11 protein-coding genes are annotated in these 12,315 nt (G+C 72.9%); all 11 read right to left on the reverse strand.

The genetic code is table 11. The features are described from left to right. Positions 1-104: 104 nt before the first annotated feature. The 11 genes from ABD437_RS40585 to ABD437_RS40635 all read right to left on the reverse strand — a co-directional run bounded on the left by ABD437_RS40585 (position 105) and on the right by ABD437_RS40635 (position 12,292). Positions 105-674 (reverse strand): arsenate reductase/protein-tyrosine-phosphatase family protein, encoded by a 570-nt coding sequence (locus tag ABD437_RS40585; protein WP_344654320.1) that lies wholly within the window; start codon positions 672-674, stop codon positions 105-107. Beyond that, positions 671-1,357 (reverse strand): L-threonylcarbamoyladenylate synthase, encoded by a 687-nt coding sequence (locus ABD437_RS40590; RefSeq protein ID WP_344654321.1) that lies wholly within the window; start codon positions 1,355-1,357, stop codon positions 671-673. Before ABD437_RS40590 ends, ABD437_RS40585 begins: the two co-directional genes overlap by 4 nt. After that, positions 1,354-2,217, reverse strand: a complete 864-nt coding sequence (gene prmC, locus ABD437_RS40595) for a peptide chain release factor N(5)-glutamine methyltransferase (RefSeq protein ID WP_344654322.1) — start codon at positions 2,215-2,217, stop codon at positions 1,354-1,356. The genes ABD437_RS40590 and prmC overlap by 4 nt, the downstream gene beginning before the upstream one ends. A gap of 9 nt (positions 2,218-2,226) precedes the next feature. After that, on the reverse strand, positions 2,227-3,645 hold the full coding sequence (mptB, locus tag ABD437_RS40600; RefSeq protein WP_344654323.1) for a polyprenol phosphomannose-dependent alpha 1,6 mannosyltransferase MptB: 1,419 nt from the start codon (positions 3,643-3,645) through the stop codon (positions 2,227-2,229). 74 nt (positions 3,646-3,719) lie between these two features. Beyond that, positions 3,720-4,796, reverse strand: a complete 1,077-nt coding sequence (prfA, locus tag ABD437_RS40605) for a peptide chain release factor 1 (protein WP_344654324.1) — start codon at positions 4,794-4,796, stop codon at positions 3,720-3,722. A gap of 83 nt (positions 4,797-4,879) precedes the next feature. Beyond that, entirely contained in the window at positions 4,880-5,098 is a 219-nt protein-coding gene (gene rpmE, locus ABD437_RS40610; RefSeq protein ID WP_344654325.1) for a 50S ribosomal protein L31, read from the reverse strand. A 318-nt stretch (positions 5,099-5,416) separates the two neighbouring features. Next, positions 5,417-6,178 (reverse strand): glycoside hydrolase family 16 protein, encoded by a 762-nt coding sequence (locus tag ABD437_RS40615; protein ID WP_344654326.1) that lies wholly within the window; start codon positions 6,176-6,178, stop codon positions 5,417-5,419. A gap of 80 nt (positions 6,179-6,258) precedes the next feature. Continuing rightward, positions 6,259-8,571, reverse strand: a complete 2,313-nt coding sequence (rho, locus tag ABD437_RS40620) for a transcription termination factor Rho (protein WP_425558365.1) — start codon at positions 8,569-8,571, stop codon at positions 6,259-6,261. A gap of 402 nt (positions 8,572-8,973) precedes the next feature. Further along, positions 8,974-9,912, reverse strand: coding sequence for a homoserine kinase (thrB, locus tag ABD437_RS40625; protein ID WP_344654327.1), 939 nt, complete (start codon positions 9,910-9,912; stop codon positions 8,974-8,976). After that, the gene (thrC, locus tag ABD437_RS40630; RefSeq protein WP_344654726.1) at positions 9,909-10,994 is read right to left on the reverse strand and encodes a threonine synthase; all 1,086 of its coding nucleotides are present in this window, start codon (positions 10,992-10,994) and stop codon (positions 9,909-9,911) included. The genes thrB and thrC overlap by 4 nt, the downstream gene beginning before the upstream one ends. After that, on the reverse strand, positions 10,994-12,292 hold the full coding sequence (locus tag ABD437_RS40635) for a homoserine dehydrogenase (RefSeq protein ID WP_344654727.1): 1,299 nt from the start codon (positions 12,290-12,292) through the stop codon (positions 10,994-10,996). Before ABD437_RS40635 ends, thrC begins: the two co-directional genes overlap by 1 nt. Between the last annotated feature and the right edge of the window lie 23 nt (positions 12,293-12,315).

Here is a 12,315-nt window from a genome sequence, read left to right on the forward strand (position 1 = left end):
CGCTCGTACCGTGTTTTCGCGGGGGGCGTGCGGGCACGCCGAAGGACCACCCTTCCGAGTGGCTCGGGCCACCGTACTCCCCCCGCGCCACCGGAGTGGGGCGACTACCGCCCGGCGAGCCGGTCCGCGAGCACGGTGACCGCGTCGTCGATCTGGTCGGCCACCGCGGTGAAGTACTCGGGCGCGCGCCCCCACGGGTCGGGCACCTCGTCGGAGTACCTGGCACCGTCGCGCCGCCGGTCGGCCGCGGCCACCAACGCCCGGCCGCGCGCCACCAGGTCACCGGTGGGCAGCTCGTCCTCCGGGACGGCCGCGGCCAGGCGGGCGAACTCACCGAGGACGAACGTGTGCGGCGCCGCGGCCGGGTCCAGGTCGGTGACGAACTCGACCTGCTCGATCGTCGCGGTGAGCGCGAGGTCCATCTGCTCGGCGAGCATCGCGGTCGTCAGCATCCGGGCGCTGAACCCCGCCGGGTCTCCCCCGCGGGCCAGCACCTCCTCGGCCGACTGGTGGTGCATCGCCTCACCCTCGTGCCACGCGCCGGTGCCGGCGCCGTGCACGACGACGAGATCGCCGTCGCTCAGCCGCTCGTCGAGGCGCAGCCGCAACAGCCGTTCGGCCATGGGCGAGCGACAGATGTTGCCCATGCAGATCATCAGGACGGAGAAGCTCATGCCTCGGCCGTCACCGGCTCTTCGTGCGGACCACGGCCGTCCTGATCGAGCAGGTCGGGCACGACCTCGCGCAGCGTCGCCAGATCGAGCGCACCCTGACGCAGCACGCGCGGCACCTCGCCGGTGACGTCGACGATCGTCGACGCGACCGGGTCGCCGCACGAACCGGCCTCCAGGTAGACCTCGACCAGCCAGCCCAGCTGATCGCGGGCCTCCTCGGCGGTGGTGGCCGGCGGCTGGCCGGAGACGTTGGCGCTCGACACCGCCATCGGCCCGGTGGCCTCCAGCACCTCGAGCGCGATCGGGTGCAGCGGCATCCGGACCGCGACCGTGCCGTCGGCGTCACCCAGGTCCCAGGCCAGCGACGACGCCTGCTCGACGACGATCGTCAACCCGCCCGGCCAGAACGCGTCGACCAGCTCGTGCACGGTCGGCGGGACCGCCATCACCAGGCCGTCGAGCGTGCGGCGGTTGCCGACCAGCACCGGCACCGGCATGTCGCGCCCGCGCTGTTTCGCGGTGAGCAGCGAGTCCACCGCGGTCGGCGTGAACGCGTCGGCGCCGATGCCGTACACGGTGTCGGTCGGCATCACGATCAGGTCACCGCGGCGCACGGCGTCGATCGCCGCGGCGATCCCGGCCGTGCGGTCGGCCGGGTCGGAGCACTGGTAGGTCCGGGTCACGTGGTCAGCTTACGGCGGCGCGCGGTGGTGAAGCGGGGACGGTCGGCGAGGTCGGAGTTGTCGACGACGTCGGTGAACGCCGGGTGGCGGCGGACCAGCGCCGGGAGCGACTCGCCCTGCACGTCGGCGTGCTCGATGCCCAGCACACCGCCGGGCCGGAGCAGCGCCGCGGCGCGCACCAGCAGCCGGCGGACGACGTCCAGGCCGTCCGGCCCGCCCCAGAGCGCGGCGGCCGGGTCGTGCTCGGCCACCTCGGGGCTCACCGTCGAACCGTCCGGCACGTACGGCGGGTTCGTCACGACGACGTCGACCGTGCCGTCGAGCTCGGCGAGCACGTCGGGCGAGGTGGCGTCGCCGTGGACCAGCGTGACCGGCCGGTCGCCGGCGGCGCGGCGGGTCTCGGCGTTGCGCCGGGCCCATGCCAGCGCCAGTTCCTCGCGTTCGACGCCGTACACCGTGGCGTCCGGGCACTCGTTCGCCACGGCCAGCGCGATCGCCCCCGAGCCGGTGCACAGGTCGACGACGACCGCGCCCGGTGCGTGGTCGACGGCCCAGCCGGCCAGCAGCTCGGTCTCCGGCCGGGGCACGAACACCCCGGGCCCGACCGCGAGCTCCAGGTGGCGGAAACCGGCCAGGCCGGTGAGGTGCTGGAGCGGCACCCGCCGGGCGCGTTCGGCGACGAGCTCGTCGAAGCGGGCCGCGGCGGCGCGGTCGAAGCTCGCCAGCAGCAGCCGACCCCGCGGGACGCCGAGCACGAACGCGGCGAGCTCCTCGGCGTCGAACCGCGGGGACGCCACCCCGGCGTCGGTCAGCCGGCGGACGGCGCCGGCCAGCGCCGGGCCCAGAGCGAGAGTGTCCACCGCAGAACCCTATGCCGTGTCGGCCGCCGCCTCGGCCGGTGCCCACCGGGGCACGGCCGCCGGGAACACCGTCCGCACCGCGTCGACGACGACCACCGACAGGCAGAGCGGAACGGCGAGCACGCTCCACAGCGTGCCGCCGAGCTGGTCGGGTACCGCGCTGAAGCAGAGCGCGGCGCCGAGCACCACCGCCCAGCGGCGTGCCCCGGCCCCGGCGCAGGCCGCGAGCAGGACGCCGCCCCACACCACGTACCAGGCGTGCATCACCGGGCCCGAACTCGCCAGCACAAGCAGCGCGGCGCCGACCAGCGCGCCGGCCTTGCGCCAGTTCGGTTCGGCCCCGGCCCGCCAGAGCAGCGCCGCGATCGTGACCGCACCGGCCGCCGCCACCACGGACCGGGCCAGCGCCAGCGTGTCGGTGTAGCTGGCGACGCCCCCGGTCACCAGGTACACCACCGAGCCGACCAGCGACGCCGGCGCCCAGTAGATGCGGACCCGACCGGGCACGTCCATCGCGCTGAGCCAGCCCCAGCCGTGCGGCACCAGCAGCGAGCAGCCGAGCACCACGACGCCGATCGTCACCGCGGCCGCGATCCGGCGACGCACCGGAACCGGCTGGCGTACGAGGTGGGCGAGCAGGTAGCCGATCAGCAGGATCCCGGGCAGCTTCACCGAGAACGCCAGCGCCGCGGCCAGCGCCGCCACCACGTACCAGCGCCGGCGCACGGCGTAGATCGTCACCGCCGCCAGCAGGCCGAGCAGGGCGTCGAGGTGCGCACCGCCGACCAGATGGACCACGACGAGCGGGTTCGCCGCGACGAGCGTCAGCGCGAGCGCCCGCTCCTCCGGGGGCGCCAGCCGCGTGACGAGCACCGCGACCGCGACGACCGCCAGCAGCACGAGCGCGCGTAACAGCAGCGCGACCAGGGAGGGGTGCCCGACCTCGGCCGCCGCGGTCAGGATGGCCAGCATGAGCGGCCCGTAGGGCGCCGGGGTGTCACGCCAGACCGGCGAGACCGCGTCCAGGACGTCGCCGGGGCCGAGCAGCGACGGACCGTACGCGTACGGGTCGAGACCCTGGCGCACCATCGTGCCTTGGGCGAAGTACGACCAGACGTCGAGGCTGAGCACCGGCGGCGCCACCAGCATCGGCGCGCACCAGCAGGCCGCGATCGTCGCGACCGTCCGCACGTCGACCGCGCGGGCCTCGGCGAGCCGGTACAGCCGGATGAACGCGAGCGCGAGCGCCGCCAGGCCGAACAACGCGCACACCGCCCAGCCCACCGGGCTGTGCGTGTCCGGACGCCAGAGCGAGAGCGGCCCGTCCGGCGGCGTCGCCCCGCCGGCCGTGCCCGCCCGCGTGACCCCGACCGCGATCGCGACGGACGCTGCCGTTCCACCCCACGTCAGCCTGGACAGCGTGTTCACGGGTACACCCAGTCAGACCCGTGAGCGTGCGAGGCGGCGTGCGGGTGGCCGCGCGGTGACGCGCGGGAAAAGAGTTACTCGTCGCCGGCCAGGCGAGCCGCGTTGTCGGCCTCGGTGAGCGCGTCGAGCACCCCGTCCAGGTCCCCGTCGAGCACCTGGTCGAGGTTGTAGGCCTTGTAGTTCACCCGGTGGTCGGAGATGCGGTTCTCCGGGAAGTTGTACGTGCGCACCCGCTCGGAGCGGTCGACCGTGCGCACCTGGGAGCGCCGGGCGTCGCTCGCGGCGGCGTCGGCGTCGGCCCGGGCGGCCGCCAGCAGCCGCGCGCGCAGGATGCGCAGCGCGGACTCCTTGTTCTGCAGCTGCGACTTCTCGTTCTGGCAGGAGACGACGATGCCGGTCGGGAGGTGCGTGATGCGCACCGCCGAGTCGGTCGTGTTCACGCTCTGCCCACCCGGGCCCGAGGACCGGTAGACGTCGATCCGCAGGTCGTTCGGGTCGACCGTGACGTCGACCTCCTCGGCCTCCGGCATCACCAGGACACCCGCGGCCGACGTGTGGATGCGCCCGGCCGACTCGGTGACCGGCACCCGCTGCACGCGGTGGACGCCGCCCTCGTACTTCAGCCGCGACCAGACGCCGCCGTCGGCGCTGGGGCGGCTCTTCACCGCGACCGAGACGTCCTTGTACCCGCCCAGGTCGGAGCCCGTGGCGTCGATGATCTCGGTCTTCCACCCCTCGCGCTCGGCGTAGCGCAGGTACATCCGGAGCAGGTCACCGGCGAACAGCGCGGACTCCTCGCCGCCCTCACCGGCCTTGACCTCCAGGATGACGTCCTTGCTGTCGTCCGGGTCGCGCGGCAGCAGCTGCTCGCGCAGTCTGGCGTCCAGCGCCGGGAGCCGTTCGGCCAGTTCCTCGGCCTCGGCGGCGAACGCCGGGTCGTCGGCGGCCAGTTCGCGGGCGGTCTCCAGGTCACCCTGCACCGCTTCGATCTCTCTGACGGTGGCCACGACCGGCCCCAGCTCGGCGTACCGGCGTCCGAGCTCACGCGCGCGCCCCTGGTCGGCGTGGACCGCCGGGTCGGCGAGTTGCTGCTCGAGCGAGGCGTACTCGTCGAGGATCGAGGTCAACCGGTCGGTGCGGGTGTCGGTCATGTCGGGCTCTTTCCGTGGCGGCGTCGGGGGCAAACACAAAGCGCCCGCCTGCCCTTTTCGGGCAGGCGGGCGCTTTCAGGTCGCTACTTGGCGGCCTGGCGCTTGCCGAAGCGACGCTCGAACCGAGCCACGCGGCCACCGGTGTCGAGGATCTTCTGCTTACCCGTGTAGAACGGGTGGCACTGCGAGCACACGTCGGCGTTGATCGTGCCGCCGGTGGCGGTGCTGCGCGTGGTGAACGTGCTCCCGCACGAGCAGACGACCTGCGTCTCGACATACTGCGGGTGGATATCGGGCTTCATGGTTCCTCTTCTCTCGTGGTCGCCGGGTCGCCGGCCTCCAGGCGGAGCGCAGCGTGAACCGGAACCGATGAGGTCCAGTGTGTCAGACGAATTGCCATCCCGAGAAACGCGCCCGGACCAGGCGGTCATTCCCGATCGGTGCGCCGACTCCGTAACCGGCTCCAGAAGCCTCCCCGACCCCGGTAGCGACGGCAGCCGCACAACGCGCAGTCGCTGCCCCGCCGGTAGTGGCGATGGGCGTCCTCGTTATGACCGCAATCACAGATCCGCTCGCGGTTCTCCACCACTCCCCCCTTCGCTGGAGGGGAGGTTACCCAGTCAGGGCGCGCGTCGCGCGTACGCCACCACCCAGTCGACCTGGAGATTCACGGTGGCCGGCGTGCTGGCGTCCGGGCAGCGCTGCCAGGTGTGACCGCAGTACCAGGCCTGGCTCTGCAGCGCGAGCGCCATCGGCTGGTCGGGCACCCGGTCGTCGTGGATCGTCGCCCAGACCTTCCCGTCCAACGTGTACGCGATCCGCCCCGGCGTCCACTCGACGCCGACGACGTGCCACTGGGTGAAGTCCGCCGCGGTGGAATTCTCGATCTGCGAGCCGCCGATCGCGTGCACGGTGCTGAACAACCGGTCCCGGCCGGCGCCGTTGTCCTCGGCGAAGTCGATCTCCGGCGGCCAACTGTCGTCGACCGGCCAGAGCAGGAACGCGTAGGCGATCCCGCGCCCCCGGTCGGCCCGGAACCGCACCTCGTACTTGCCGTAGGTCTGCTTGAGGCTGCGCCGGGTGGAGATGCCACCGGTGGCCCAGCGCTTGCGCGCCTTCTGGTACGCGCCGCGGATCGTGAGCACGCCGCCGGCGACCGTCACGTTGGCGGGGTCGAACCACCCGGCCGGGTCACCCGAGGGCTGGCCGTCGTAGGCCAGCCAGCGGTCGCTCAGGCGCGTACCGGCGAAGTCGTCGCTGAGCACCCGACGCCAGCCGGCCAGGTCACCCGTCGGCATCGCGCTCTCCCGGGACGGCACCGTGCCCGTTCCGCACGCCGCGAGCAGGGCACAGACCAGCGCCAGAACCACCCACCGCCCCATGACGAGAGCCTACCCATAACGGACAAAAACGCCGCAAGCCGACCCCGGGTGAGGTCGGCTTGCGGCGTTTCGGTGGTGCGTCAGTCGTTCGAGACCGTCGTCTTCTGCACCTGCATCAGGAACTCGATGTTGGTCGAGCTCTTGCGCAGCCGGTCGAGCAGCATCTCGATCGCCTGCTGCGGCTCGAGCGCGTGCAGCACCCGGCGCAGCTTGTGCACGATGACCATCTCCTCCGGCGCCAGCAGGATCTCCTCCTTGCGGGTGCCGGACGCGTCCACGTCGACCGCGGGGAAGACCCGCTTGTCGGCGATCTTGCGGTCGAGCTTGAGCTCGGCGTTACCCGTGCCCTTGAACTCCTCGAAGATGACCGTGTCCATGGTGGAACCGGTCTCCACCAGCGCGGTGGCGAGAATCGTCAGCGAACCGCCGTTCTCGATGTTGCGCGCCGCGCCGAGGAACCGCTTCGGCGGGTAGAGCGCCGTCGAGTCGACACCACCGGACAGGATCCGGCCCGACGCCGGGGCCGCCAGGTTGTAGGCACGGCCCAGACGGGTGATCGAGTCGAGCAGCACGACCACGTCGTGACCCAGCTCCACCAGGCGCTTCGCCCGCTCGATGGAGAGCTCGGCGACCGTGGTGTGGTCGGACGGCGGGCGGTCGAACGTCGAGGCGATGACCTCGCCCTTCACCGACCGCTGCATGTCGGTGACCTCTTCGGGCCGCTCGTCCACGAGCACGACCATCAGGTAGCACTCGGGGTTGTTCTTCGCGATCGCGTTCGCGATGGCCTGCAGCACCGAGGTCTTACCGGCCTTCGGCGGCGAGACGATCAGCGCGCGCTGGCCCTTTCCGATCGGCATGACCAGGTCGATGACCCGGGTGGTCATGATGTTCGGCTCGGTCTCCAGGCGCAGACGCTCCTGCGGGTAGAGCGGCGTCAGCTTGTGGAACTCCGGACGACGCCGCGCCTCCTCCGGCGGGACACCGTTGACGGTGTCGAGCCGCACCAGCGCGTTGTACTTGTCGCGGCGCTCGCCCTCGCGGGGCTGCCGGACGGCACCGGTGACCGCGTCACCGCGGCGCAGGCCGTTCTTGCGCACCTGCGACATCGAGACATAGACGTCGTTCGGGCCGGTCAGGTACCCCGACGTGCGGACGAACGCGTAGTTGTCGAGGATGTCGACGATGCCGGCGACCGGGATCAGGACGTCGTCGTCGGCCACCTGCGGCTGCTGCTCTTCGCTGCCGCCGAAGCGCTCGTTGCGCTCGGTGCGGCCGCTGCCACCGCGACGGTTGCGCTCGCGGAAGCGTCCGCGCCGACGCCGGCCGCCGCCCTCGCCGTCGTCGTCGCCGTCCTGGTCGGCGTTCTGGTTGCGGTCGTTCTGGTTGCGGTCGTTCCGGTCGTTCTGGTTCCGGTCGTTCTGGCCGCGGTCGTTCGAGTTCTGGTTGCGGTCGTTCTGGTTGCGGTCGCGGTTGCGCTGGTTGCGCTCACCGCGGTCGGAACGCTCGCCGCTGTCGTCGCCACCGCGGCCACCCTGGCGGTCGCCGTCGGCGGCCGGACGACGGTCGCCGCGGGAGCGCTCGCGACGCTCTCCGCCCTGGTTCTCGTCGCGGTCCGCGCGCTGGTTGTCGTCACGGTCACCGCGCTGGTTCTCGTCACGGTCGGCCCGCTCGGAACGCTCACCACGGTCGGACCGGTCGCCCCGCTCGGAACGGTCGCCCCGCTCGGAACGGTCGCCGCGGTCGCGGCGGCCGCGCTGGCCGTTGGTGTCCTCGCCGGCCGGCGCCTCGGCGGGGGCCTGACGCTCGGCGGGGGCCTGGCGCTCGACGGGGGCCGGCGGTGCGGTGTCGACCGGGACGGCCGGAGCGGACGCCTGCACCGGGGCGGACGCCTGCGGCTCCGCGGTGACGACCGGGGCGGCCGACGCGGCGGGCGCCTCGTTGGCGGGCGCACCGGCGGCGCGCGTCGCGGCCCGGCGACGGCGGGTGGGAGCGGCGGCGGCCACCGCGGGCTCCGCCTCCACCGGCAGCGCCGGCTGGGATTCGGCGGGCACGTCGGCGGCGGCGGCCCGGGGCGCGGGCACCGTCTTGCGAACCGAAGCGGGCTTCTCGGCCTTGGCCTTGGGGGCGGCGACCTCGGCGGCGGGCGCCCCGGTCTGCCGGGCTTCGATCAGCGCGACGAGCTCGCTCTTACGCATGCGGGCAGTGCCCGGAATGCCGAGTTCAGCAGCCATCCGCTGCAGCTCGGGGAGCAACTTTCCCGACAAACCCCCCGCCCGACGACGAGGCTTGGCCGCCGGGGCGTCGGCAGCGGCTGTCGGCGCCGGGTCCAGGGTGCCCGCCGCCGCAGAAGCGTCCTGCGACTGAGGGGCGATATCTGTGGTGTCGCTCAATGGGGGTCCTTCCCTGCGACGGGCGACGGCTGGATTAGCCGTACGGCCGGGTATGGAGCACCGGTCTCACGACCGGTCTTGAGACCACCCGCCAGCAGACGGATGGTTCCGGGGACAACCGCGCCTGACCACCTCTGAGGGTGCCGTGGTGGAGCGCTCTCTGGCTCGACCTCAGCGCCGGTTGCGGACTGGTGCCGCTCCCGCTGCTTCGGTTGGAGTTGCCGGCGGGAGCTCTGAAGAAGACACTCGGCCCGGCGTGATCGCGCGCCCGAGGGCGGCTGTGCTGCCTAGCAGCGTAGACGTCCAAGTCCACTCGCAGCAACACATCCCGCCACCGGCGTGTTCCCATCGGCGCCTGGGCGGCGTCGGGAAACTTCTGCGGGCTAAGTCACACCCACATCACTACTGGTCACGGCCCTGTCCTCGGATAGCCACCGCGCCGGCCGTCGAAACGTCCACCGCGGTCACCGCAAAGGTACCCGGACCGGCAGTCTTCATCGCAATCGCCTCCACGTCGTTGGTGGAGGGGGTCGGCGCGAACGCCAGCACGGTCGGGCCGGCGCCGCTGACGACGGCCGGGATGCCCTCGGCACGCAACGCGTCGACCAACTCGAGGCTCACCGGCATGGACGGACGGCGGTAGTCCTGGTGCAGCCAGTCGCGGGTGGCCGGCAGCAGCAGCTCCGGAGCCGCGGTCAACGCCCTGACCAGCAGCGCGGCCCGGCCCGCGTTCGCGGCGGCCGCCGCGTGCGGCACCTCGGCCGGGAGCAGGCCACGGCTCGCCGCGGTGTACCCACGCGTCGTCGGGACGCAGATCACCGGGCGCACGCCGGCCGCCGGTTCCATCCGGGTCGCGTGCGCGCGGCCGGTCTCCTCGTCCGTCCACGCGATCGTGACGCCGCCCAGCAGGCAGGGTGCGACGTTGTCGGGATGGCCCTCGATCTCGGCCGCCAGTGCGAGCGCGGCCGCGTCGTCCAGGAGCTCGGTGCCGTTCTCGACCAGACCGCGTGCCGCCACGATGCCGCCGACCACCGCGGCCGACGACGAGCCCATCCCCCGCGCCTGCGGGATCCGGTTCACGCACCGTAGTCGCAGACCCGGCGGCTGGCCGCCGAGCCGGTCGAACGCGGCCCGCGCCGCGCGCACCAGGAGGTGCTGCTCGTCGCGCGGCAGGTCTTCCACGCCCTCGCCGGCCAGCTCGACGGTGAGCCCGCTCCCGACGACCGCCAGCTCGATCTCGTCGTGCCAGCTCAGCGCCGCTCCGAGTGCGTCGTAACCCGGCCCGATGTTCGCCGTCGTAGCCGGCGGCCGAACGACCACCGGCGACGAAACGAACGTCACGCGAGGCCCAGCTCGGCGGCCGCGACGGCGGCGTCGACCGGGACGGTGCGGGGCGCCGGAGCACCCGAGATGGCCCAGTCGGGGTCCTTCAGCCCGTTGCCGGTGACCGTGCAGACGACCCGCTGGCCGCGCTCCAACGTGCCCGCCTCGGACGCGGCGAGCAGGCCGGCCACCGACGCCGCGGACGCGGGCTCGACGAACACCGCCTCGGAGCGCGCGAGCAGCCGGTACGCCGCCAGGATCTGACGGTCGGTGACGGCCTCGATGTTGCCGCCGGACTCGTCCCGTGCCGCGACGGCCTTCGTCCAGGACGCCGGGTTGCCGATCCGGATCGCGGTCGCGATCGTCGACGGCTCGCGCACGACCTCTCCGGACACCAGCGGCGCCGCCCCGGCGGCCTGGAAGCCGCGCATGACCGGCCGCTTCGACGCCCAGCCGTGCGCGTGCGCCTGCACGTACCCGCGCCAGTAGGCGGTGATGTTGCCGGCGTTGCCGACCGGCAGGAAGTGCGCGTCGGGGGCGTCACCGAGCGCGTCGACGATCTCGAACGACGCGGTCTTCTGCCCCTCGAGCCGGAACTCGTTGGTGGAGTTGACCAGGCTGACCGGGTACTCCAGCGCGAGCTTGGACGCCAGCTGCAGGCAGTCGTCGAAGTTGCCGTCGACCTGCAGCAGCTTCGCGCCGTAGACCAGCGCCTGCGCCATCTTGCCGAGCGCGATCTTGCCCTGCGGCACGAGCACCGCGCAGACCAGGCCGGCGCGCGCCGCGTAGGCCGCCGCCGACGCCGACGTGTTGCCGGTGGACGCGCAGATCACCGCTTTGGCGCCCTCTTCGACGGCCTTGGTGATCGCCATCGTCATGCCGCGGTCCTTGAACGAACCGGTCGGGTTCGCGCCCTCGATCTTGAGGAAGACCTCGCACCCGGTGCGGTCGGAGAGGACCGGGGCCGGGAAGAGCGGCGTCCCACCTTCACGCAGCGTGATCACCGGTGTGTCGTCGGAGACCGGCAGGAACTCCCGGTACTCCTCGATGATGCCGCGCCAGGCCGGTCTCGACCCGCTCCTGGTGGTTCCGGCCGGAATCACTTGAACTCTCCCCCTTCGACCCGCATGACGCTGACGACGTTCCGGACGATCGGCAGGTCACGCAGCGCGTCCACGGTGGCCGCGAGCGCGGCGTCGGTGGCGGTGTGCGTCACGATCACGAGCGTCGCGTCGTCGCCACGCCCCTCCTGCCGGACCGTGGAGATGCTCACGTCGTGGCCGGCGAACGCGGCCGCCACCTCGGAGAGCACACCCGCCTTGTCCGCGACGTCGAGCGAGATGTGGTACCGGGTCAGCGCCTCGGCGACCGTGCGGATACGCAGGTCGGCATAGGGCGACTCGGCGGTGGTGCGGGCGCCGGCCAGCCGGTTGCGGGCCACCGCGACCAGGTCGCCCACCACGGCGCTGGCGGTCGGCGCGCCACCGGCACCCCGCCCGTAGAACATGAGCTGACCAGCGGCGTCGGCCTCGACGAACACCGCGTTGAACGCGTCGCCGACCGACGAGAGCGGGTGGGTGCGGGGCAGCATCGCCGGGTGCACCCGGACGCTCACCGACTCCCCGCCGTCCGCGTCGACGTGCCGCTCGGCGATGCAGAGCAGCTTCACCGTCGAGCCCATCGCCTTGGCGCTGGCCACGTCGGCGGCCGTGACCTCGGTGATGCCCTCGCGGTACACGTCGGCCGCGGTGACCCGGGTGTGGAAGGCCAGCGACGCCAGGATCGCGGCCTTCGCCCCGGCGTCGAACCCCTCCACGTCCGCGGTCGGGTCGGCCTCGGCGTAGCCCAGCTCGGTGGCCTCGTCGAGCGCCTCGTTGAAGCCGGCGCCGGTGGCGTCCATCTGGGAGAGGATGTAGTTCGTCGTGCCGTTGACGATGCCGGTCACGCGGGTGATGCGGTCGCCGTGCAGCGACTCGCGCAGCGGGCGGATGATCGGGATCGCGGCGGCGACCGCGGCCTCGTAGTAGAGGTCGGCTCCCCCGACCGCGGCGGCTTCCTGGAGCGTCGCGCCGTCCTCGGCCAGCAGCGCCTTGTTCGCGCTCACCACCGACTTCCCGGCCTTCAACGCGTCGACCAGCCAGCTGCGCGCCGGCTCGATGCCGCCGACGACCTCGACGACCAGGTCGACGTCCTCGCGCACCGCCAGCCCGTGGGCGTCGGTGGTGAACAGCGCGGGGTCGATGCCCAGGTCACCGCGATCGCGGCCACTGCGGCGCACGGCGATGCCGGCGATCTCCAGCGGCGCGCCGATGCGGGCACGCAGATCGTCCGACTGGGTCAGCAGTAGACGGACGACCTCACGGCCGACCGTGCCGCAGCCGAGAATCGCGACCTTCAACGGGCGCTTGGCCGGCTCCTTGC

The organism is Cryptosporangium japonicum (genome assembly GCF_039524755.1).
GTDB lineage: Bacteria > Actinomycetota > Actinomycetes > Mycobacteriales > Cryptosporangiaceae > Cryptosporangium > Cryptosporangium japonicum.

What these genes read in the sequence shown, in the direction of transcription:
- ABD437_RS40585 (WP_344654320.1), bottom strand. Translation starts at nt 674, where the DNA reads ATGAGCTTCTCCGTCCTGATGATCTGCATGGGCAACATCTGTCGCTCG.
- prfA (WP_344654324.1), bottom strand. Translation starts at nt 4,796, where the DNA reads ATGACCGACACCCGCACCGACCGGTTGACCTCGATCCTCGACGAGTAC.
- ABD437_RS40615 (WP_344654326.1), bottom strand. Translation starts at nt 6,178, where the DNA reads ATGGGGCGGTGGGTGGTTCTGGCGCTGGTCTGTGCCCTGCTCGCGGCG.
- rpmE (WP_344654325.1), bottom strand. Translation starts at nt 5,098, where the DNA reads ATGAAGCCCGATATCCACCCGCAGTATGTCGAGACGCAGGTCGTCTGC.